General features: G+C 49.4%; 20 protein-coding genes and 1 pseudogene. 13 read left to right on the plus strand and 8 right to left on the minus strand.

Annotation, left to right across the window (positions count from 1 at the left end):
* Nucleotides 1–23 precede the first annotated feature (23 nt).
* From QWY82_RS13825 to QWY82_RS13860, 8 genes are all read left to right on the plus strand, one after another.
* A complete protein-coding gene (locus tag QWY82_RS13825; RefSeq protein WP_290263360.1) occupies nucleotides 24–1058 on the plus strand; it encodes a protein-glutamate methylesterase/protein-glutamine glutaminase in 1035 nt (344 codons plus the stop codon).
* A 1-nt stretch (nucleotide 1059) separates the two neighbouring features.
* Nucleotides 1060–1800 (plus strand): flagellar motor protein, encoded by a 741-nt coding sequence (locus QWY82_RS13830; protein WP_290263362.1) that lies wholly within the window; start codon nucleotides 1060–1062, stop codon nucleotides 1798–1800.
* A gap of 5 nt (nucleotides 1801–1805) precedes the next feature.
* Nucleotides 1806–2843, plus strand: a complete 1038-nt coding sequence (motD, locus tag QWY82_RS13835) for a flagellar motor protein MotD (RefSeq protein ID WP_290263364.1) — start codon at nucleotides 1806–1808, stop codon at nucleotides 2841–2843.
* 49 nt (nucleotides 2844–2892) lie between these two features.
* The gene (locus tag QWY82_RS13840; protein WP_290263365.1) at nucleotides 2893–3687 is read left to right on the plus strand and encodes a ParA family protein; all 795 of its coding nucleotides are present in this window, start codon (nucleotides 2893–2895) and stop codon (nucleotides 3685–3687) included.
* A complete protein-coding gene (locus QWY82_RS13845; RefSeq protein WP_290263367.1) occupies nucleotides 3687–4568 on the plus strand; it encodes a chemotaxis protein CheW in 882 nt (293 codons plus the stop codon). The genes QWY82_RS13840 and QWY82_RS13845 overlap by 1 nt, the downstream gene beginning before the upstream one ends.
* A 98-nt stretch (nucleotides 4569–4666) precedes the next feature.
* Complete coding sequence (locus QWY82_RS13850) at nucleotides 4667–5152, plus strand: chemotaxis protein CheW (protein ID WP_290263369.1); 486 nt, start codon at nucleotides 4667–4669, stop codon at nucleotides 5150–5152.
* Nucleotides 5153–5167: 15 nt separating this feature from the next.
* The gene (locus tag QWY82_RS13855) at nucleotides 5168–5614 is read left to right on the plus strand and encodes a DUF2802 domain-containing protein (protein ID WP_290263372.1); all 447 of its coding nucleotides are present in this window, start codon (nucleotides 5168–5170) and stop codon (nucleotides 5612–5614) included.
* A gap of 1 nt (nucleotide 5615) precedes the next feature.
* Nucleotides 5616–6101, plus strand: coding sequence for a hypothetical protein (locus tag QWY82_RS13860; RefSeq protein WP_290263374.1), 486 nt, complete (start codon nucleotides 5616–5618; stop codon nucleotides 6099–6101).
* A 23-nt stretch (nucleotides 6102–6124) separates the two neighbouring features.
* On the opposite strand, the gene QWY82_RS13865 is transcribed toward QWY82_RS13860, so the two are convergent.
* From QWY82_RS13865 to QWY82_RS13880, 4 genes are read right to left on the minus strand one after another with little or no spacing between them, the layout of a single operon-like run.
* Nucleotides 6125–6886 carry a YciK family oxidoreductase gene (locus tag QWY82_RS13865; protein ID WP_290263376.1) on the minus strand — a complete coding sequence of 254 codons (762 nt, stop codon included), beginning with the start codon at nucleotides 6884–6886 and terminating at the stop codon, nucleotides 6125–6127.
* A gap of 11 nt (nucleotides 6887–6897) precedes the next feature.
* Nucleotides 6898–7572 carry an HAD family hydrolase gene (locus tag QWY82_RS13870; RefSeq protein ID WP_290263379.1) on the minus strand — a complete coding sequence of 225 codons (675 nt, stop codon included), beginning with the start codon at nucleotides 7570–7572 and terminating at the stop codon, nucleotides 6898–6900.
* A complete protein-coding gene (gene ubiG / locus QWY82_RS13875; protein WP_290263380.1) occupies nucleotides 7565–8272 on the minus strand; it encodes a bifunctional 2-polyprenyl-6-hydroxyphenol methylase/3-demethylubiquinol 3-O-methyltransferase UbiG in 708 nt (235 codons plus the stop codon). The genes QWY82_RS13870 and ubiG overlap by 8 nt, the downstream gene beginning before the upstream one ends.
* Nucleotides 8273–8319: 47 nt before the next feature.
* A complete protein-coding gene (locus QWY82_RS13880; RefSeq protein WP_290263383.1) occupies nucleotides 8320–9630 on the minus strand; it encodes a TRZ/ATZ family hydrolase in 1311 nt (436 codons plus the stop codon).
* Nucleotides 9631–9910: 280 nt separating this feature from the next.
* Between QWY82_RS13880 and gyrA (QWY82_RS13885) the strand changes: the two genes are divergently transcribed.
* Genes gyrA (QWY82_RS13885) through QWY82_RS13900 form a run of 4 tightly spaced genes read left to right on the plus strand, consistent with a single transcriptional unit; the run spans nucleotide 9911 to nucleotide 15812 of the window.
* Nucleotides 9911–12472, plus strand: coding sequence for a DNA gyrase subunit A (gene gyrA, locus QWY82_RS13885; protein ID WP_290263385.1), 2562 nt, complete (start codon nucleotides 9911–9913; stop codon nucleotides 12470–12472).
* A 29-nt stretch (nucleotides 12473–12501) separates the two neighbouring features.
* Nucleotides 12502–13620 carry a prephenate dehydratase gene (gene pheA, locus QWY82_RS13890; protein ID WP_290263387.1) on the plus strand — a complete coding sequence of 373 codons (1119 nt, stop codon included), beginning with the start codon at nucleotides 12502–12504 and terminating at the stop codon, nucleotides 13618–13620.
* Nucleotides 13621–14238, plus strand: a complete 618-nt coding sequence (cysC, locus tag QWY82_RS13895) for an adenylyl-sulfate kinase (protein ID WP_290263389.1) — start codon at nucleotides 13621–13623, stop codon at nucleotides 14236–14238.
* Complete coding sequence (locus QWY82_RS13900) at nucleotides 14238–15812, plus strand: carboxyvinyltransferase (RefSeq protein WP_290263391.1); 1575 nt, start codon at nucleotides 14238–14240, stop codon at nucleotides 15810–15812. The genes cysC (QWY82_RS13895) and QWY82_RS13900 overlap by 1 nt, the downstream gene beginning before the upstream one ends.
* On the opposite strand, the gene QWY82_RS13905 is transcribed toward QWY82_RS13900, so the two are convergent.
* The 4 genes from QWY82_RS13905 to gyrA (QWY82_RS13920) are packed head-to-tail and all read right to left on the minus strand — an operon-like array spanning nucleotide 15699 to nucleotide 21600.
* Nucleotides 15699–17273 (minus strand): carboxyvinyltransferase, encoded by a 1575-nt coding sequence (locus QWY82_RS13905; protein WP_290263392.1) that lies wholly within the window; start codon nucleotides 17271–17273, stop codon nucleotides 15699–15701. The two genes, QWY82_RS13900 and QWY82_RS13905, sit on opposite strands and share 114 nt — an antisense overlap.
* Entirely contained in the window at nucleotides 17273–17890 is a 618-nt protein-coding gene (gene cysC / locus QWY82_RS13910) for an adenylyl-sulfate kinase (RefSeq protein ID WP_290263389.1), read from the minus strand. The genes QWY82_RS13905 and cysC (QWY82_RS13910) overlap by 1 nt, the downstream gene beginning before the upstream one ends.
* Nucleotides 17891–19009 carry a prephenate dehydratase gene (pheA, locus tag QWY82_RS13915; protein WP_290263387.1) on the minus strand — a complete coding sequence of 373 codons (1119 nt, stop codon included), beginning with the start codon at nucleotides 19007–19009 and terminating at the stop codon, nucleotides 17891–17893.
* A gap of 29 nt (nucleotides 19010–19038) precedes the next feature.
* Entirely contained in the window at nucleotides 19039–21600 is a 2562-nt protein-coding gene (gyrA, locus tag QWY82_RS13920; RefSeq protein WP_290263385.1) for a DNA gyrase subunit A, read from the minus strand.
* 280 nt (nucleotides 21601–21880) lie between these two features.
* On the opposite strand from gyrA (QWY82_RS13920), the pseudogene QWY82_RS13925 reads away from it, so the two are divergent.
* A pseudogene (locus QWY82_RS13925) lies at nucleotides 21881–22162 on the plus strand (TRZ/ATZ family hydrolase); the annotation flags it as partial.

Genomic DNA, 22162 nt, shown 5'->3' on the forward strand with positions numbered 1-22162 from the left:
TTTATTATTTATGGGGGCGGTAGATGGTCATCAAGGTACTCATTGTTGATGACTCTAATTTTTTTCAGCAGCGGCTGAAGGAAATGATTGGCTCTCATCCTCAATTACAAGTTGTCGGCATTGCCGCCAATGGGCGCGAAGCAATAGAAAAAGCCAAACAGCTAAAACCTGATGTCATCACCATGGACTATGAAATGCCCATGATGGATGGCGTAAGTGCTGTGAAGTTTATTATGCAGGACTGTCCAACCCCAATATTGATGTTTTCCTCCCTCACTTACGAGGGAGCACGGACAACGCTAGACGCGTTAGATGCTGGCGCGGTAGATTTTCTACCGAAAAATTTTTCCGAAGTCTCAAGAAACTCGGAGGCGCTCAAGGCCAAATTACATCAAAAAATAATCGCCATCGCAAAGCCGAAAGCCGACATTTCCATTAGATCTGTAACGCCAGCTAAAATTGTTGAACCAAAACCTTCCGCCGAACCACTTAAAGACAGAATAAAACTGATACTTATTGGCGCCTCAACGGGAGGTCCTTTAGCCATATCAGAAGTTATTAAGGGCTTGCCGAAAAACTTCACTGTGCCCATTATTTTAGTTTTGCATATGCCTGAAAATTTCACGCGAGCCTACGCCGATCGCTTGGATAAGCAAAGCTCACTCTCGGTCAGGGAGGCGGAGTCTGGCGATATACTAAAACCGGGCGTCGTTTATCTGGCCCCCGGCGGGCGCCAGCTAATGCTCGATCCGAGCTTGAAAACCATCCAAGTTATTGCCGGTGATGATCGTGTAAATTACCGCCCTTGCGTTGATATTTCTTTCGCAAGTGCTGCAAAATGTTTTGGTCACCAGGTGTTAGCAATTGTATTGACGGGTATGGGGAGCGATGGAAAAGAAGGCGCAAGATTAATAAAATCGCGGGCGGGAACGGTTTGGACCCAAGATGAGGCAAGTTGCATTATCTATGGTATGCCGCAGGCAATCGTACGCGAGGGTTTATCTGACCGGACTGTAAAGCTTTCTGAATTAAGCGGTCTACTGGTTAAGGAATTATAAAATGGATTTCTTAACCTTAATTGGTGTTTTTATCGGCTTTGCCGCCTTGCTGGGCGGTAATATGCTGGAGGGGGGCAGCTGGAATAGTTTACTCAACGGTCCGGCAGCGTTAATTGTTATTGGCGGTACCATCGGTGCGGCGCTACTGCAAACCCCTAAAGACCGTATCCGCCGCTCCTTGTCATTGTTACCTTGGATTATCACGCCGCCGCCAACACCCTTCAGTGAAGGCGTAAAGCGCAGTGTGAAATGGGCAATGGCGGCGAGAAAAGAAGGTCTACTTGGCTTGGAAACCCTTTCTGAAACAGAAAAGGATTTGTTCGCAAGAAAAGGGCTGCAATTACTGGTTGACGGTAGCGAGCCAGAAGACATTCGCAGAGTGTTGGAAAATGACTTAATCATCATCGAAGGGCGGGATGCCGACGCCGTAAGGTTTTATGAGAGTATGGGTGGTTACGCTCCAACCATTGGCATCTTAGGTGCTGTCATGGGGCTCATTTCGGTTATGCAGAACCTCGCCGATCCCTCGCAACTGGGGCCGGGTATCGCAGTGGCATTTGTCGCGACGATATACGGTGTTGCGTTTGCGAACCTGTTGCTGATCCCTATCGCGAATAAGCTGGCGATGTGCGTTCAAGAACAGAGTCGTTATCGGGAGTTAATTATTGAGGCGATTGTGGCAATTGCTGAAGGTGAAAATCCCAAGGCCATTGAGATGAAACTCAATGGTTACATCCCGTAGTTAACATGGCAAGGCGTCGATCGGCACATTTAGCCGTGAATCACGAGCGCTGGTTAGTGTCTTATGCTGACTTTATTACGCTGTTATTTGCGTTTTTTGTGGTGATGTACTCCGTCTCTCAGGTGTCTGAAACAAAATACCGTGTTCTATCAGATACCCTAGTCAGTACCTTTAAATTCCAGTCGCAAACCCTAAATCCAATACAGGTGGGCGAGCCGAGTCTTTCGAGTGACCCCTCTGTTATTGAAAACACTAAGCCTAAACTAGGCGAGGGGATGGGGGAGGGTGCTTTTGAAAAGCAAACTGACCTACCACACATGGCTGAAAATTTGTCCGAGTCGTTAGCCGATCTCATTGACAGGGATTTGGTGTCCATTAACAGCAACGAATTTTGGCTGGAAATAGGACTAAACAGCAATGTGCTGTTTAGTTCGGCCAGCGCGACGCCAAGCGCTGACGCAAAATTGATTTTCGCGGAAATAGCTAAACATCTCTCGAGCGGCAAAAATCCTGTTCAGGTGGAGGGGTACACCGATAGCGAGCCCATTCAAACCAGTCTTTTTCCGAGCAATTGGGAGTTGTCTGCTGCTCGAGCCAGTGCAGTGGTAAAATTACTTGCTGACAAGGGCGTGGCGCCGGAAAGGTTATCTGCGGTTGGCTATGGAGAATTTCAGCCCATTGCCGATAACTCTACAGAGGCTGGGCGCGCTCAGAACCGGCGCGTTGTGCTGATGGTGGCGAGGGAAAAGCCCGATAGACCCACTCGGTCTTTAGATGACCAGGATGTGAACGCGATTTTAGACGCTGATACCTTCGTTGAAGTACCTGCTTCATTGAAGCAGCCAGCGGCAGAGCCGGCAAAGTCAGCACAGGAGTTTGGGGAGGCCCCCAATCTTCTGCCTGAGCTGAATCAAGCCGTAAACGAAAGTCAACCACCGAGTGAGCCGGCAAAGATTAATGGTCTGCGGGCGATTAAACTTGAAAGCGGTGGCATTTTATTTACCAGTGATCCATCGCGTGTGTCTGAGCAAACTGACGAATAGTCAAACAGCGTCAATATAATGGCGACGTCTTTTTTAAAATGGGGTTATGGTGGAAGTCTGGACCGTGGCGAATCAAAAGGGTGGGGTTGGTAAAACCACTAGCGCAATTACCTTGGCTGGCCTAGCGGCTGCCTCAGGCAAGCGCGTGCTATTGATTGATATTGACCCTCACGGTTCGCTTTCCAGTTATTTTGGCAAAGACCCCGATCATCAAGAGCTAGGCTCCTACAGTTTATTTCAATTCAAGGATAAACTAAGCAAAGAATTCGTTGAGTCACTGCTGCTTCCAACGCCTATGCCTTTAGTTTCCATGATGCCCTCGTCAACGGCTCTCGCGACCCTTGAGCGTCAGGCCATTGGTAAAGATGGCTTAGGTTTAGTGCTAGGTAAAGCGCTTGGGTTGATTTCATCCACTATTGATATTGCAATTATTGATAGTCCGCCATTGCTCGGAATATTGCTCGTTAATGCTCTAGCGGCTTGTGACAAACTGCTAATTCCGGTTCAAACGGAATTTCTGGCCCTTAAAGGCTTAGAGAGGATGACTCACACCTTGAAGATGATGTCGCGCTCGCGTCCAAAGGCAATTGAGTATGCCATATTGCCTACGATGTACGATCGCCGTACTCAGGCGTCAATTTCCAGTTTGCGACACTTAAGAAATCACTACGGCGAGTTGGTTTTTCCTGGGCGCATACCGGTTGATACTAAGTTCCGCGACGCCAGTAAGGGAGGGCAATTTCCGCATATTTTTAGTGCCGAAAGCCACGGCGTTGAAGCCTATCGTCAATGTTTAAAATGGTTTTCTACAATTAAAGCGCCAAACCTTGAGCATGTCTCGTAATGATTAACAACCCAACCGACTCTGTCTGCGATTATCTCGCAGAACTCCTATACGAGGAGACACCTGCGCCTGAACCAGAACCTGCGCTTGCGATGGTGGGCCAAAAGAGTGATCAGCTTGTGGGTCGGGCAGTCGTACAAACGAGCCCTAAGCCGTCGCCAGCTGTGCAGCCCTCCTATTTGGAAGCGCCCAGTTTCGATAAGGAAAAATTAGCCAAGCTGCTCAGGTCTGCTCCCTTGGCTCCCCAGCCGAGTAACGCTCCGGCGCCGGTTGCTCCTAAGGCGTCGCCACCGACAGCTGTAGAGCAGCCCATCCCAAAGCCAGCCCTTTCTGAAACTAGTCCAGTCTTAGAGCCAGAAGCCTCAGAAGCTTCAGAGCCCGTTAAGGAAATTGCTTGGTGTGAAAATGGGCGTCCAAGTTGGGCCCAGGAGCGCTTTGATGTGCTTCTTTTTAAGGTGCACGGGCTAACCTTGGCAGTGCCATTGATAGCGCTAGGGCAAATTCAGCCCATCACGCAAGAGCTTACGCCAATATTTGGACAGGCAAAATGGTTCATGGGGCTCCAACCCACGCCAATGGGTCAAATTAAGACGGTCAATACGGCGCTTTTCGTAATGCCCGAACGCTACGATCCCGCCTTCTTGGCGTCGGCGAAATACGTCATTTCCATTGATGGCTTAAACTGGGGTTTAGCGGTTGATTCGGTACAACAACCCAGAACCTTAGACCCCGAGGACGTTAAATGGCGTCAGGGGCGGGGTTTGAGGCCCTGGTTGGCGGGAACCGTGAAAGAGCATATGTGTGCGCTAATAGATATACCTAACATGGGGGTTATTTTGGCGGGCTCAGATAAGAACACCAAGAAATCTAAAGGTGTTTGAACGCTATATTTGCAACGTACTGGCATAGAAGCTGCTTTAATCTATATTAAAGAGACTGCCGTTAACAATTTGACGCTGCTCGTCGAGGAACTTTGAACATGGCTACTAGCTCTGCAAAAAATAAATCTAGCGATGACCCAATCCTGCAGTGGGTTACTTTCAAGCTGGCCGGCGAGACTTACGGTATCAACGTCATGCAGGTGCAGGAGGTGTTGCGCTATTCAGAAATCGCACCGGTACCTGGGGCGCCTTCTTACGTTTTGGGTATTATCAATCTCAGGGGTAATGTGGTCACGGTTATTGATACGCGCCATAGGTTTGGCTTGGAGTCAGGTGAAATCAATGACAATACTCGCATCGTCATCATTGAGGCAGACAACCACGTAGTGGGAATATTGGTCGACAGTGTTGCCGAGGTCGTGTATTTACGTCAGTCAGAAATTGAAACAGCCCCCAATGTTGGCAATGACGAATCAGCAAAATTCATTCAAGGTGTATGCCATAAAAACAGCGAGCTGCTAATTCTCATCGAGCTAAATAAGCTATTGTCCGGTGAAGAATGGGCCGATGTGGAAAATGTGTAGAGCGGAGGCGAGCAGATGGAACAACTAGTAACACAATTTTCTTCACTTGAAGTCATTCTAGTGGGTGTTGTTGCAATGAGTTGGGTTGCCATTGCGCTGGCTATGAGCAGCTTCGCTAAAGTTAGACGCCAAGAGGTTTTGGTGCGCGAAAGCTTAGAGGACCTTAGAAGGGCTATCCATACAAGCAACAGTGGTTTAGTGGGTATGGGGCGTAAACTACTCTCCATTGAAAAAAATGTGGTCATCAAAGGCACCAACAAAAAGGCGTCCAAAGCTGTAGAAACTCCGGTTCCAAGTCTGAAATATAGCCTGCCAAAAGCCGAGTCTCGGTATGCGCAAGCCGCTAACATGGTGAGCCAAGGCTTATCAGTTGCCCAAGTTGCAGCAGCAACCGGCATGTCTCAAGCTGAGGTGAATTTACTCGCTATGTTGCAAAGGCCTGCGATTGAAACGGTAAGCTAGCGTGAGCAAAATAGGTTTGTTGACACTTAGTTTTTTACTGTTTTCCTGTCATGCAGTTGATATACGTGAAACCCATAGCTACCTATATCAAAATCATCCCTTACCAGAAAATGTTTGGAACTCTATCGATGTTGGCGTCACCAATACTCAGTGGTTACTTCAGCATGTCGGCCCGCCGTCATTTATCGAAAAAAGTAACGACCAGCAGACATTCACTTACCGCTATGAAGAACACGTTAAAAAACACACGGCGGTGTTTCTTTTTTATCAGCGGCAAAAAACTGACAGGAAGGAAAAGGTTCACTCTGTTATTTTGAAGAATAATATAGTCGTGGCCCATAGCGATATCACTCCTAGGCCACCAGTGTCTGAAACGGGCGTTAGTTTGCCGGCTAATGATGCAGCCGCTGAAGCAGAGAAAGATACCGGCGCTTCTAATCAGGAGGCATCAGGTGCGCAGCCGGCCGAAGGCGCTAGCCCTGAGTAATACTGAGTTCGATCGGCCGAGCTTTACGCTTCTCTAAACTCCGTTGTGTTGAATTGCTTACCACTAACCCCTGCCGAATCTTTACCCATAAAATACAAGTAACTCGGCATGAGTGCGTCGGGCGTTTTAACGGAGCTTGGATTTTCGGCAGGGTAGGCTTTAGCGCGCATAGGTGTGCGTGTACCACCCGGGTTAATACTATTAATGCGCACTTTGCTGGTGCCATCTTCCTCGTCAGCGAGGGTTTGCATTAAATTCTCGGCTGCAGCTTTGCTGGCGGCGTAGGCTCCCCAATAGGCTCGACCTTTGTAGCCAACGCTAGAGCCCGTAAATAATACGCTAGCAGCCTCTGATTTTCGCAACAGAGGGAGCAGGGCCTTGGTCATCATAAATGGGCTGTGTACATTTACTTGGAACAGACGCATCCACACATCTATGGCGTAATTTTCGATGGGGGTTCTGTCGCCCAAATCTGCCGCATTGTAAAGAATGCCGTCGATTAGCCCAAACTCCTCATTTAAGCGATCGCACATGTCGTTGTAATCTTTCTCGCTCGCACCTTCGAAATTGATGGGGTAAATCGCGGGCTCTGGCAAGGCTTCCGACACGATCAAATCATAGATTTTCTCAAGTTTAGAAATTGTCCGCCCCAATAGAACAACGGTGGCACCGTAGCGCGCGAAGGTTAAGGCCGCGGTTTTCCCTATGCCACTACCCGCACCGGTAACAAGAATGATTTTATCTTTCAGCAGTTGATCGGGGGCTTGATATTCATTGATGTTCATAGAGCTTTGTCCTAAAACCGCTTGGATATTCCAGTGTAGCTATAAATAAATTCCGCTAGCTCTTTAGAGCTTTTGGCAATTATATCCGCTTGCCAGTGTGATGCGCATTCGTTTTGACACATGTAGCCGTAGCTAGCGGCTATGCTAAACATGCCGGCAGCCTTTGCCGCGATAATATCGCGCTCGTGATCGCCTACATACCCCACTTTGCTCGGTGGCAAACTGAGCATTTCTGCTGCTTTATACAGCATCATGGGATCTGGCTTTGGCTTTTCAACATCATCGCCGCAAATTAACAGTGTTGGCTGCGCGGGCAGAAAGCCTAGATACCTTTCGGCGTATTTGCGCGGTTTGTTGGTGGCAATACCCCAAGGCTGCCTTTCGTGCTCAAACCGAGCTAACAGCTCGTGCAGCCCTGTATATACCCGGCTATGTTTGCCGATGTTGTGTGTGTATTGATCGAGAAATTTCTGTTTTAAGTCATTGAAATCTTCGTCTATCTCACGGACTGAAAATGCAAGCTGTGTCATGGCTACGGCACCATGGTTGATCATAGGCAAAATTTCACTTAAGGCAAGTGCCGACATGTTCAGGCTCGCGCGAACAGCGTTTATCGTTGCTTCAAAATCAGGTGCTGTATCGACGAGGGTACCATCGAGATCAAATAAAATAACGTTATTAGCCATGAGGCTTTACTGCATGCACGATGTAATTTACAGACACATCGTTAGGGTCTAATTTATATTTTTTAGTTATTGGGTTGTAAGCGAGGCCAACCATGTTTTGCGTTTCAATGTTAGCGGCTCGCATCCATTGAGCTAATTCAGAGGGGCGAATAAATTTCTTATAGTCATGGGTGCCTTTTGGCAACAGTTGTAAAATATATTCAGCGCCTAATATTGCAAAGGCGTAACTTTTTAAATTTCGGTTTAAGGTAGAAAAAAATAAGTGTCCACCGGGTTTTGTCATGGCCGCGCAGGCTGCGATGACCGAACTAGGGTCTGGTACATGCTCTAACATTTCGAGACAAGTGACAACATCAAACTGTTGTTCATGCTCCTGGGCAAATTCTTCGGCTGTTGTTTGGGTGTAATGAATACTTAATTCAGACTCAAGGGCGTGTAGCCGTGCGATTTTGAGCGGTGCATCCCCCATATCAATGCCGGTGACCAGTGCACCTCGGTGTGCCATAGCTTCGCAAAGCAAGCCGCCACCACATCCTACATCGAGTAATTTTTTCCCGGCAACCTTTGACTTAAGATCAATATAATTTGCCCTGAGTGGGTTTATATCGTGCAAGGGTTTAAATTCGCTCGTCGGGTCCCACCAGCGGGCTGCTAGCGCTTCAAATTTTGCGACTTCTGTACTATCTACATTTGTGTTCATAAAATTGTTACCAAGTCCCGCGGGCTTGTAGATTATTCTTTCAAGAGTTAATTGGCGATTTTAGTCTGCCAATCTTGTGTGTTTTTAATAATGCCATCCTGATCAAGGCTGGTGAGCCGTCTATTTTCTACCAATAGCCGACCGTCCACCCATACGTGGCTAATATTATGCGCGCAGTCGGTGTAGACCAGCTGGGAAATAGGGTCATAGACTGGCGTACTGAGGCCATCTATTTTAAGCACAGCAAAATCTGCGCGCTTGCCAACCTCAATACTGCCGATCTTATCCTCTAAACCTAATGCCTTAGCGCCATTAAGGGTTGCCATGGTTAATACGTCGTGAGCTGACAGCACGTCGGCGCGCTCCGCGGCCACTTTGCCTAGCAGAGCTGCCGTTTTCATCTCGCCGATCATATTAAGATCGTTGTTGCTCGCAGCGCCGTCTGTTCCGAGCGCGATATTGATGCCTGCCCTTTGAATGTTATCGGCAGGGCATATACCGCTGGCTAATTTCATATTGCTTTCGGGGCAATGGATCACATGGCATTGATGATCGGCGAGTAATTGCAAATCCACTGCATCGACTTGAGTCATATGTACGCATTGGGTTTTGGGCCCCAAAATGCCTAGCTTGGCTAAGCGCTCTATGGGTCTCATGCCATATTTAGCTAGGCTGGTCTCCACCTCTTCGGCCGTTTCGTGCAAGTGAATTTGAATACAAAGGTCTAATTCTGACGCGAGGGTCGCTACGCGCTCTAGGTGTTCATCAGACACTGTATAGGGAGCGTGCGGACCAAAGGCGATGGTTATTCTCGAATGATTGCGCATTTCATCGTGAAGCTTTAAGCCCTGGCTGAAGTATTGGTCCACGCTTGGCGTGCCCGGCGTAGGGAAATCCAACACGGGAAAACAAAGTTGGGCCCGAATGCCGGAAGCATGCACCACTTTGGCAGCGGCTTGCGGATAAAAATACATATCGGAAAAGCAGGTTGTGCCAGAGAGCAGCATTTCAGCGATGGCAAGCTCTGTACCTTGACTGACAAAATCGAAGCAAACATGTTGTGCCTCAGCAGGCCAGATATGCTGCTCTAGCCAGACTTTTAGCGGCTGGTCATCGGCAAATCCCTTCAGCAGCGTCATTGCTGCATGCCCGTGGCTATTCACAAGCCCGGGAAATAGCAGATGTTCGGGTAGATCATAATGATTAATAGGCTGGTAGCGCTGAGCCGCAGCGGCGCTGGTGCAAATGTCGATAATCGCGCCGTCATGGACTGCGATAGCACAAGCTTCCAATAGCTTGCCCTGCGGAACGACAGGTGCAATCCACCGAGGCTGAATCAAACAATCTATGGTCTTCATTGAATTTGAAAGCTCCAACGGTCTTGAATGGTTAAAAAGTGATCCATTCGGAGTAAAAAACGTGCAAATTTCAGCGCTTAATGGCCTTTTACCGAGCAGTATAACGTCGAACTGATGCCGGAAGCAGAGGGCGTGCCTATGTTATTGAAAATATGGTAATATCCGGCGCCTATAACTACCTCTTCGCGGGTCTTTCAAGACTGAGCTGAGGCAGCCTAGCCAGATATGATTGTGGGGTTTTTACCTCGGGTTAAAACAACAAAAAGGAAAGCTGTATTCCATGGGTGAATTAGCCAAAGAAATTTTACCTGTCAACATCGAAGACGAGTTGAAGCAATCTTATTTAGATTACGCCATGAGTGTAATCGTCGGGCGGGCCTTACCCGATGTCAGAGACGGCCTTAAACCCGTTCATCGGCGCGTACTTTTCGCCATGAGCGAACTGAATAATGATTGGAATAAAGCCTACAAAAAATCCGCCCGTGTTGTCGGCGACGTGATTGGTAAATACCACCCGCATGGCGATTCTGCTGTGTACGACACCATCGTGCGCATGGCCCAGCCCTTTAGCCTGCGCTACATGTTAGTGGACGGGCAAGGTAACTTCGGTTCCGTCGATGGCGATTCCGCGGCGGCGATGCGTTATACCGAAATTCGCATGGCCAAAATTGCCCATGATCTACTTGCCGATTTAGATAAAGAAACGGTCGATTATGTGCCCAACTATGACGGCACAGAATTAATACCAGCGGTATTGCCAACGCGCATTCCCAATTTGCTGGTGAATGGTTCGTCCGGTATTGCAGTAGGTATGGCGACTAACATCCCGCCTCATAACCTAACCGAGGTTGTGAAGGGTTGTTTAGCGCTGATTGATAACGAAGATATTACCGTTGATGAGCTGATGGAATATATCCCCGGCCCTGATTTTCCAACGGCGGGTATTATCAACGGCCGGGCTGGCATTATCGAAGCCTACCGCACTGGCCGCGGTCGCATTTATATTCGCTCTCGCGCTGTGGTCGAAGTTGACCCAAAAAATAATCGCGAGCGTATCGTCATTTCTGAAATCCCTTATCAGGTTAACAAGGCGCGTCTGATCGAAAAAATCGCTGAACTGGTAAAAGACAAAAAAATTGAAGGCATCAGTGAGCTGCGCGATGAGTCCGATAAAGACGGCTTGCGTGTTGTTATTGAGCTGAAACGTGGCGAAGTTGGCGAGGTTATCCTCAACAATCTTTATGCCCAAACGCAACTGGAGAATGTATTTGGTATTAACGTCGTCGCCCTAGTGGATGGCCAGCCAAAAATATTGAACCTGAAAGAAATGCTGTCGCATTTCGTGCGCCACAGGCGAGAAGTGGTTACTCGGCGTACCGTGTACCTGCTGCGCAAAGCGCGCGAGCGCGGTCATCTGCTGGAAGGTTTAGCGGTTGCCATCGCCAACATCGACGTGGTGATTGAACTCATCAAATCCTCTGCTACGCCAGCGGATGCGAAAGAAGCATTACTCTCCCGTGGTTGGGAGTCTGGCAATATTAGCCAATTCTTGGAGCGTGCCGGCAGTGATGCCTGCCGGCCAGATGGCTTGCCGGAGCAATTCGGCATGCGAGAAAACAAGTATTATTTGTCGCCCGAGCAGGCTCAGGCAATTTTAGAATTGCGCCTGCATCGCTTAACGGGCATGGAGCACGATAAATTACTGGCCGAGTACCAAGAAAGACTAGAGCAAATAGCGGGCTACCTCGAAATCCTAGGCTCTTCAGACGTGTTAATGTCGGTTATTCGCGCCGAACTTGAGCAAGTCATCGTTGATTTTGGCGACGAACGTCGCTCGGAAATTGTGACATCACGTCGCGACTTGACCATCGAAGATTTAATCACTGAAGAAGATCGCGTGGTTACCATTTCGCACGGTGGTTATGCTAAGAGCCAACCATTGAGTGATTACCAGGCACAAAAACGTGGTGGTCAGGGGCGCTCAGCGACAGCCGTTAAAGATGAAGACTTTGTTGAGCATTTGCTGATCGCGAGTACCCATGCGACAGTTTTGTTGTTTACCAATGCCGGTAAAGTTTATTGGTTGAAGGTGTTCCAAATTCCGCTCGCTGGCCGCCAAGCGCGCGGTCGACCAGTGGTGAATTTACTGCCGCTGGAAGAGGGCGAGCGCATTACCTCTATCCTGCCGGTACAGGAATACGATGACGATCATTACATCTTTATGGCCACTGCCAATGGCACCGTTAAGAAAACCGTATTGTCACAGTTCGCTCGTCCGCGTAGCGTAGGTTTGCGTGCTATCGAACTAGATGAAGGCGATCAACTTGTGGAAACCGCCATCACCGATGGTAATTGCGACATTTTACTGCTCGCCAGCAGTGGTAAGGCCGCTCGCTTTAAAGAGTCGGATGTGCGCGCCATGGGCCGGACCTCTAGAGGTGTGCGCGGCATTCGCTTGCACGAAGGTCAGACGGTGGTAGGCATGATTGTGCCGCAAGAAGATGGTTACGTACTGACTGTTAGTGAAAATGGTTACGGAAAACGCACAGAAGTTGCAGAATTCCCAACCAAGGGTCGCGGCACTCAGGGCGTCATCGCCATGTCCACCAGTGACCGAAATGGCGAGCTAGTGGGTGCGGTGCAAGTACTGGCCGGCGAAGAAATCATGTTGATTTCTGATCAGGGCACTATGGTGCGCACCCGCGTTGATGAAGTATCCGTGCTAAGCCGAAACACCCAAGGCGTCCGTCTGATTAAAGTTAAAGATGGCGAGCAATTGGTGGGTGTCGAGCGCATTGAAGAGTCTGAAGAGGACGAATTAGAGGATCAGGGTGAGGATTAGCCCCACCTGATTTATGAAAGAGAATTCAAATGAGCACAGACGAAAAGCCAAGTGATAAAACGCCCCTAGAGCCGTTAGTCGCCTTGAGAAATCGCATTGATTCTATCGACGCCCAAATTGGTGAGCTAATCAGTGAGCGCGCGCGCTGCGCGCAATCCGTAGCCGAGGTTAAAAAGGCGTCTGGTGAGCCCCAGGTAACTTACTACCGCCCTGAGCGCGAAGCACAAGTATTGCGCAAAGCCATGGAGCGCAACACCGGCCCTTTGGGCGACGAAGAAATGGCGCGACTATTTCGCGAAATTATGTCTGCCTGCCTGGCTTTAGAAGAACCCATAAAGGTCGCGTTCTTGGGCCCCGAGGGCACTTTTACCCAGCAAGCGTCACTCAAGCATTTCGGCAGTAGCGCTGTTACTCGGCCTATGTCGGTCATTGATGAAGTTTTTAGAGAGGTGGAAGCCGGCGCGGTAAATTATGGCGTCGTACCTGTCGAGAATTCGACCGAAGGTGTAGTCACCCATACACTCGATAACTTTATCGGCTCTAACCTAAAGATCTGTGGCGAGGTTGAGTTGCGTATCCATCATCATTTAATGGTGTCAGATGTTACGCATACAGAAGCCATTACTCGGATTTACTCCCATTCACAATCGCTGGCGCAGTGTCGCAAGTGGTTAGATGCGCATTATCCAAAAGCTGAGCGCATTGCCGTTAACTCCAACGCCGAGGCTGCAAAGCGTATAAAAGGTGAGTGGAATGCCGCCGCTATTGCCGGCGAAATGGCGGCACAATTGTACGGGCTAAAAATTCTATCGGAAAAAATAGAAGATGAACCGGATAATTCGACGCGCTTTTTAATTATCGGCACCGAGCAGGTGCCACCCAGCGGAGAAGATAAAACATCCATCGTCGCCTCGGTTAAGAATTCGCCTGGCGCGCTGCATGAATTACTCGAACCTTTTCAACGCCACAAAGTTGACCTCACTCGGGTGGAAACTCGGCCCTCGCGCTCGGGGGCATGGACCTACGTGTTTTTCATCGACTTCAAAGGTCACATTGAAAACGAAAGGGTAAAGCTGGCTTTGGCGGATGTAGCGGAGCGCGTGTCAGATTTGAAGATTTTGGGCTCTTACCCCAAGGGCGTGCTTTAAGTGGCAAATAGTTTTTTAGTTTGGCACGAGCACAGTGTTAATCAAAAAATGCACGCCATTCAAAAAGGGCAGCGCCCATGTGTGATTTGGTTTACTGGCTTAAGCGGCTCGGGCAAGTCCACCCTAGCTAATGCGCTTGAGTTGGCTCTGCTTGCTCGGAATAAGCATAGCTATTTGCTGGATGGCGACAATGTGCGCTTGGGGTTAACCTCCGATCTCGGTTTTTCCGATGCCGACCGCATTGAGAATATTCGTCGTATCGGCGAAGTCTCGCGTCTGATGGTCGACGCCGGTTTGATAGTGATTAGCGCGTTTATTTCGCCTTTTTCCGATGAAAGGGCTATCGCCAAATCATTGTTACCGAAGAGCCAGTTTTTCGAAATATTTATTGATGCGCCATTGTCTGTGTGTGAGCAGCGCGATCCTAAGGGGCTTTACAAAAAAGCCAGAGCTGGGGAAATAACACAATTTACAGGGATTGATTCAGCCTATGAAGTTCCCGAGACGCCCGATTGCGTGATAAGAACGGCCGAAACTAGCGTGACTTCCTGTGTTGATAAAATTATCGGTTTTTTAGAGGGCCAAGGTGTACTAGCGCCGCCGAAGGATACGGATTAATGTTTGAGCAAAAACCGGCGCCCATTATTGGGCGTTTAGTCGTTATAGGGGTTGGCTTAATTGGTGCTAGCTTGGCGTCCGCACTCAAAAAGCGCTCCGCTTGCACCTCGGTGATTGGTGTTGCTCGTCGGCAAGCGACAATAGATGAAGCCATTAAGGCCGGTATCATCGATGCTGGCGCCCTTGGTTTGAAGGATGTGGCGCAAGAGCTTGTTAAGGGTGACGTGGTTTTTATTGCGGTGCCAACCCTGAGTGTCGAGAGTGTATTAAGTGAGTGTAAGGAATATTTACACCCTGATGTCACCATCACCGATGGCGCGTCAGTTAAAGGCAGTGTTATTGCCGCGGCGAAGCAGGTTTACGGTGAGGTTCCGCCTCAGCTGATTCCAGGGCACCCTATTGCTGGGTCAGAAAAGAGTGGGGTTGGCGCTGCTAACCCGGGGCTGTATGAAGATCATCGCATTATCCTAACGCCCCTGCAGAATGCTGGCGCCAGCCACCTGAACCTCGTTGATAGTATGTGGAAAGCTGTCGGGGGTGAAGTCATACACATGCCTGTTGACGTGCATGATGATGTATTAGCGATGACTAGCCATCTACCCCACGCTATCGCCTTTTCACTGGTTGATACGCTGGCACACGATGCCGATAACGAAAATATTTTTAAATACGCGGCAGGCGGTTTTCGCGATTTCACGCGAATTGCCTCTAGCGACCCCGTTATGTGGCACGACATCATGCGCGCCAACCAATCCAGCGTGCTGAATGCCATCGACCTATTTGCGGCAAACCTTGCAAGGTTGAGATCTGCAGTAGCGGAAGATGACAGTGAATACCTGTTAGGTGTGTTTACGCGCGCAAAAGAAGCAAGAGATCAATTTACTCGATTATTAACTAAGCAGGCGTTTGTTCCTAAAATGCAATCATCAAATATTGAATACATCATGCAACCCGGCGGCCAAGTAAAAGGCTCAATTCGCGTACCTGGTGACAAATCTATCTCCCATCGCTCAATCATGCTCGGCTCTTTGGCCGAGGGTGTAACCGAAGTCGAAGGCTTTTTAGAAGGTGAAGACGCTCTCGCTACCTTGCAAGCTTTTCGCGACATGGGTGTTGTTATTGAGGGGCCGGTAAACGGCAGAGTTAAAATTCACGGCGTAGGTCTGCATGGTTTAAAGAAACCTGCTGGGCCATTATATGTCGGTAATTCAGGCACCTCTATGCGATTACTGGCAGGCATTTTAAGTGGCCAGCCTTTTGATTCAGTGCTCACCGGTGATGAGTCCTTATCTAAGCGCCCGATGAATCGTGTGGTAAATCCACTTAAAGCGATGGGTGCACAAATATCAGCTGAAGGTGAAAAAGGTTTGCCGCCGGTGGTGATAAAAGGTGGCGCGCCATTAAAAGCCATGGACTACACGCTGCCCATGGCCAGTGCACAGGTTAAATCTTGTGTGCTATTAGCGGGCCTTTATGCAGCAGGCGAAACCAAAGTGACTGAGCCAGCCCCCGCCCCCACGCGTGGGGGCTGGCTCAGTCACTTTGGTTTCGCCTGCTGCATAAAGGCCCGCTAATAGCACACAAGATTTAACCTGTGCACTGGCCATGGGCAGCGTGTAGTCCATGGCTTTTAATGGCGCGCCACCTTTTATCACCACCGGCGGCAAACCTTTTTCACCTTCAGCTGATATTTGTGCACCCATCGCTTTAAGTGGATTTACCACACGATTCATCGGGCGCTTAGATAAGGACTCATCACCGGTGAGCACTGAATCAAAAGGCTGGCCACTTAAAATGCCTGCCAGTAATCGCATAGAGGTGCCTGAATTACCGACATATAATGGCCCAGCAGGTTTCTTTAAACCATGCAGACCTACGCCGTGAATTTTAACTCTGCCGTTTACCGGCCCCTCAATAACAACACCCATGTCGCGAAAAGCTTGCAAGGTAGCGAGAGCGTCTTCACCTTCTAAAAAGCCTTCGACTTCGGTTACACCCTCGGCCAAAGAGCCGAGCATGATTGAGCGATGGGAGATAGATTTGTCACCAGGTACGCGAATTGAGCCTTTTACTTGGCCGCCGGGTTGCATGATGTATTCAATATTTGATGATTGCATTTTAGGAACAAACGCCTGCTTAGTTAATAATCGAGTAAATTGATCTCTTGCTTCTTTTGCGCGCGTAAACACACCTAACAGGTATTCACTGTCATCTTCCGCTACTGCAGATCTCAACCTTGCAAGGTTTGCCGCAAATAGGTCGATGGCATTCAGCACGCTGGATTGGTTGGCGCGCATGATGTCGTGCCACATAACGGGGTCGCTAGAGGCAATTCGCGTGAAATCGCGAAAACCGCCTGCCGCGTATTTAAAAATATTTTCGTTATCGGCATCGTGTGCCAGCGTATCAACCAGTGAAAAGGCGATAGCGTGGGGTAGATGGCTAGTCATCGCTAATACATCATCATGCACGTCAACAGGCATGTGTATGACTTCACCCCCGACAGCTTTCCACATACTATCAACGAGGTTCAGGTGGCTGGCGCCAGCATTCTGCAGGGGCGTTAGGATAATGCGATGATCTTCATACAGCCCCGGGTTAGCAGCGCCAACCCCACTCTTTTCTGACCCAGCAATAGGGTGCCCTGGAATCAGCTGAGGCGGAACCTCACCGTAAACCTGCTTCGCCGCGGCAATAACACTGCCTTTAACTGACGCGCCATCGGTGATGGTGACATCAGGGTGTAAATATTCCTTACACTCACTTAATACACTCTCGACACTCAGGGTTGGCACCGCAATAAAAACCACGTCACCCTTAACAAGCTCTTGCGCCACATCCTTCAAACCAAGGGCGCCAGCATCGATGATACCGGCCTTAATGGCTTCATCTATTGTCGCTTGCCGACGAGCAACACCAATCACCGAGGTGCAAGCGGAGCGCTTTTTGAGTGCGGACGCCAAGCTAGCACCAATTAAGCCAACCCCTATAACGACTAAACGCCCAATAATGGGCGCCGGTTTTTGCTCAAACATTAATCCGTATCCTTCGGCGGCGCTAGTACACCTTGGCCCTCTAAAAAACCGATAATTTTATCAACACAGGAAGTCACGCTAGTTTCGGCCGTTCTTATCACGCAATCGGGCGTCTCGGGAACTTCATAGGCTGAATCAATCCCTGTAAATTGTGTTATTTCCCCAGCTCTGGCTTTTTTGTAAAGCCCCTTAGGATCGCGCTGCTCACACACAGACAATGGCGCATCAATAAATATTTCGAAAAACTGGCTCTTCGGTAACAATGATTTGGCGATAGCCCTTTCATCGGAAAAAGGCGAAATAAACGCGCTAATCACTATCAAACCGGCGTCGACCATCAGACGCGAGACTTCGCCGATACGACGAATATTCTCAATGCGGTCGGCATCGGAAAAACCGAGATCGGAGGTTAACCCCAAGCGCACATTGTCGCCATCCAGCAAATAGCTATGCTTATTCCGAGCAAGCAGAGCCAACTCAAGCGCATTAGCTAGGGTGGACTTGCCCGAGCCGCTTAAGCCAGTAAACCAAATCACACATGGGCGCTGCCCTTTTTGAATGGCGTGCATTTTTTGATTAACACTGTGCTCGTGCCAAACTAAAAAACTATTTGCCACTTAAAGCACGCCCTTGGGGTAAGAGCCCAAAATCTTCAAATCTGACACGCGCTCCGCTACATCCGCCAAAGCCAGCTTTACCCTTTCGTTTTCAATGTGACCTTTGAAGTCGATGAAAAACACGTAGGTCCATGCCCCCGAGCGCGAGGGCCGAGTTTCCACCCGAGTGAGGTCAACTTTGTGGCGTTGAAAAGGTTCGAGTAATTCATGCAGCGCGCCAGGCGAATTCTTAACCGAGGCGACGATGGATGTTTTATCTTCTCCGCTGGGTGGCACCTGCTCGGTGCCGATAATTAAAAAGCGCGTCGAATTATCCGGTTCATCTTCTATTTTTTCCGATAGAATTTTTAGCCCGTACAATTGTGCCGCCATTTCGCCGGCAATAGCGGCGGCATTCCACTCACCTTTTATACGCTTTGCAGCCTCGGCGTTGGAGTTAACGGCAATGCGCTCAGCTTTTGGATAATGCGCATCTAACCACTTGCGACACTGCGCCAGCGATTGTGAATGGGAGTAAATCCGAGTAATGGCTTCTGTATGCGTAACATCTGACACCATTAAATGATGATGGATACGCAACTCAACCTCGCCACAGATCTTTAGGTTAGAGCCGATAAAGTTATCGAGTGTATGGGTGACTACACCTTCGGTCGAATTCTCGACAGGTACGACGCCATAATTTACCGCGCCGGCTTCCACCTCTCTAAAAACTTCATCAATGACCGACATAGGCCGAGTAACAGCGCTACTGCCGAAATGCTTGAGTGACGCTTGCTGGGTAAAAGTGCCCTCGGGGCCCAAGAACGCGACCTTTATGGGTTCTTCTAAAGCCAGGCAGGCAGACATAATTTCGCGAAATAGTCGCGCCATTTCTTCGTCGCCCAAAGGGCCGGTGTTGCGCTCCATGGCTTTGCGCAATACTTGTGCTTCGCGCTCAGGGCGGTAGTAAGTTACCTGGGGCTCACCAGACGCCTTTTTAACCTCGGCTACGGATTGCGCGCAGCGCGCGCGCTCACTGATTAGCTCACCAATTTGGGCGTCGATAGAATCAATGCGATTTCTCAAGGCGACTAACGGCTCTAGGGGCGTTTTATCACTTGGCTTTTCGTCTGTGCTCATTTGAATTCTCTTTCATAAATCAGGTGGGGCTAATCCTCACCCTGATCCTCTAATTCGTCCTCTTCAGACTCTTCAATGCGCTCGACACCCACCAATTGCTCGCCATCTTTAACTTTAATCAGACGGACGCCTTGGGTGTTTCGGCTTAGCACGGATACTTCATCAACGCGGGTGCGCACCATAGTGCCCTGATCAGAAATCAACATGATTTCTTCGCCGGCCAGTACTTGCACCGCACCCACTAGCTCGCCATTTCGGTCACTGGTGGACATGGCGATGACGCCCTGAGTGCCGCGACCCTTGGTTGGGAATTCTGCAACTTCTGTGCGTTTTCCGTAACCATTTTCACTAACAGTCAGTACGTAACCATCTTCTTGCGGCACAATCATGCCTACCACCGTCTGACCTTCGTGCAAGCGAATGCCGCGCACACCTCTAGAGGTCCGGCCCATGGCGCGCACATCCGACTCTTTAAAGCGAGCGGCCTTACCACTGCTGGCGAGCAGTAAAATGTCGCAATTACCATCGGTGATGGCGGTTTCCACAAGTTGATCGCCTTCATCTAGTTCGATAGCACGCAAACCTACGCTACGCGGACGAGCGAACTGTGACAATACGGTTTTCTTAACGGTGCCATTGGCAGTGGCCATAAAGATGTAATGATCGTCATCGTATTCCTGTACCGGCAGGATAGAGGTAATGCGCTCGCCCTCTTCCAGCGGCAGTAAATTCACCACTGGTCGACCGCGCGCTTGGCGGCCAGCGAGCGGAATTTGGAACACCTTCAACCAATAAACTTTACCGGCATTGGTAAACAACAAAACTGTCGCATGGGTACTCGCGATCAGCAAATGCTCAACAAAGTCTTCATCTTTAACGGCTGTCGCTGAGCGCCCCTGACCACCACGTTTTTGTGCCTGGTAATCACTCAATGGTTGGCTCTTAGCATAACCACCGTGCGAAATGGTAACCACGCGATCTTCTTCAGTGATTAAATCTTCGATGGTCAAGTCGCGACGTGATGTCACAATTTCCGAGCGACGTTCGTCGCCAAAATCAACGATGACTTGCTCAAGTTCGGCGCGAATAACCGACATTAACACGTCTGAAGAGCCTAGGATTTCGAGGTAGCCCGCTATTTGCTCTAGTCTTTCTTGGTACTCGGCCAGTAATTTATCGTGCTCCATGCCCGTTAAGCGATGCAGGCGCAATTCTAAAATTGCCTGAGCCTGCTCGGGCGACAAATAATACTTGTTTTCTCGCATGCCGAATTGCTCCGGCAAGCCATCTGGCCGGCAGGCATCACTGCCGGCACGCTCCAAGAATTGGCTAATATTGCCAGACTCCCAACCACGGGAGAGTAATGCTTCTTTCGCATCCGCTGGCGTAGCAGAGGATTTGATGAGTTCAATCACCACGTCGATGTTGGCGATGGCAACCGCTAAACCTTCCAGCAGATGACCGCGCTCGCGCGCTTTGCGCAGCAGGTACACGGTACGCCGAGTAACCACTTCTCGCCTGTGGCGCACGAAATGCGACAGCATTTCTTTCAGGTTCAATATTTTTGGCTGGCCATCCACTAGGGCGACGACGTTAATACCAAATACATTCTCCAGTTGCGTTTGGGCATAAAGATTGTTGAGGATAACCTCGCCAACTTCGCCACGTTTCAGCTCAATAACAACACGCAAGCCGTCTTTATCGGACTCATCGCGCAGCTCACTGATGCCTTCAATTTTTTTGTCTTTTACCAGTTCAGCGATTTTTTCGATCAGACGCGCCTTGTTAACCTGATAAGGGATTTCAGAAATGACGATACGCTCGCGATTATTTTTTGGGTCAACTTCGACCACAGCGCGAGAGCGAATATAAATGCGACCGCGGCCAGTGCGGTAGGCTTCGATAATGCCAGCCCGGCCGTTGATAATACCCGCCGTTGGAAAATCAGGGCCGGGGATATATTCCATCAGCTCATCAACGGTAATATCTTCGTTATCAATCAGCGCTAAACAACCCTTCACAACCTCGGTTAGGTTATGAGGCGGGATGTTAGTCGCCATACCTACTGCAATACCGGACGAACCATTCACCAGCAAATTGGGAATGCGCGTTGGCAATACCGCTGGTATTAATTCTGTGCCGTCATAGTTGGGCACATAATCGACCGTTTCTTTATCTAAATCGGCAAGTAGATCATGGGCAATTTTGGCCATGCGAATTTCGGTATAACGCATCGCCGCCGCGGAATCGCCATCGACGGAACCGAAGTTACCTTGCCCGTCCACTAACATGTAGCGCAGGCTAAAGGGCTGGGCCATGCGCACGATGGTGTCGTACACAGCAGAATCGCCATGCGGGTGGTATTTACCAATCACGTCGCCGACAACACGGGCGGATTTTTTGTAGGCTTTATTCCAATCATTATTCAGTTCGCTCATGGCGAAAAGTACGCGCCGATGAACGGGTTTAAGGCCGTCTCTGACATCGGGTAAGGCCCGCCCGACGATTACACTCATGGCGTAATCTAAATAAGATTGCTTCAACTCGTCTTCGATGTTGACAGGTAAAATTTCTTTGGCTAATTCACCCATGGAATACAGCTTTCCTTTTTGTTGTTTTAACCCGAGGTAAAAACCCCACAATCATATCTGGCTAGGCTGCCTCAGCTCAGTCTTGAAAGACCCGCGAAGAGGTAGTTATAGGCGCCGGATATTACCATATTTTCAATAACATAGGCACGCCCTCTGCTTCCGGCATCAGTTCGACGTTATACTGCTCGGTAAAAGGCCATTAAGCGCTGAAATTTGCACGTTTTTTACTCCGAATGGATCACTTTTTAACCATTCAAGACCGTTGGAGCTTTCAAATTCAATGAAGACCATAGATTGTTTGATTCAGCCTCGGTGGATTGCACCTGTCGTTCCGCAGGGCAAGCTATTGGAAGCTTGTGCTATCGCAGTCCATGACGGCGCGATTATCGACATTTGCACCAGCGCCGCTGCGGCTCAGCGCTACCAGCCTATTAATCATTATGATCTACCCGAACATCTGCTATTTCCCGGGCTTGTGAATAGCCACGGGCATGCAGCAATGACGCTGCTGAAGGGATTTGCCGATGACCAGCCGCTAAAAGTCTGGCTAGAGCAGCATATC

The sequence above is a fragment of the Simiduia curdlanivorans genome, from assembly GCF_030409605.1.
Classification (GTDB): Bacteria; Pseudomonadota; Gammaproteobacteria; order Pseudomonadales; family Cellvibrionaceae; genus Simiduia; species Simiduia curdlanivorans.